Below are 683 nucleotides of genomic sequence, written 5' to 3'. Positions count from 1 at the left end.
GGTGTGGGTCGGGGTTATTGGGGTGCTGCGGGGTTGACGGCGGATCGGTTTGTGCCGGATCCGTTTGGGTCGGTGGGGTCGCGGTTGTATCGGACTGGGGATGCGGTGGCGTGGCGGTCGGACGGGACGTTGGAGTTCCTGGGTCGGTTGGATGCGCAGGTGAAGTTGCGTGGTGTGCGGGTGGAGTTGGGGGAGGTGGAGTCGGCGTTGCGGTCCTGTGTGGGTGTGCGGGATGCGGTGGCGTCGGTGGTGCGGGTGGATGGTCGGCAGGTGTTGGTCGGCTTTGTGGTGCCTGGTGGTTCGGGTGTTGATGTGGTGGGTGTGCGGGAGGTGTTGCGGGGGGTTTTGCCGGAGGTGTTGGTGCCTTCGGTGGTGATGGTTGTTGATGTGGTGCCGGTGGATCCGAATGGGAAGGTGGATCGGCGGCAGTTGCCGGTGCCGGTGCTCGGTGATGAGTCGGTGTTTGTGGCGCCGGTGTCGGTGGTGGAGCGCACGGTGGCGGGGGTGTGGGCGCGGGTTTTGGGTCGTGACGTTGTTGGTGTCGAGTCGAGTTTCTTTGATCTCGGTGGTGATTCGATGCTGGCGGTGTCGTTGGTGGGGGCGTTGCGGGCGGCTGGGTTCGCCACGAGTGTGCGGGATGTTTTTGCTTACCGGACCGTGCGCGGGCTGGCGGCAAGTCTGGG

At 65.3% G+C, this 683-nt stretch carries 1 protein-coding gene; it reads left to right on the top strand.

The genetic code is table 11. From position 1 onward, the window contains the following. Positions 1-129 precede the first annotated feature (129 nt). On the top strand, positions 130-683 hold a 554-nt coding region (locus ACPXB1_RS30645), incomplete at its 3' end, for a phosphopantetheine-binding protein (RefSeq protein WP_425736179.1).

Source organism: Micromonospora sp. DT68 (assembly GCF_049847245.1).
GTDB lineage: Bacteria > Actinomycetota > Actinomycetes > Mycobacteriales > Micromonosporaceae > Micromonospora > Micromonospora profundi.
This window is presented reverse-complemented; position numbering and strand designations above follow the sequence as displayed.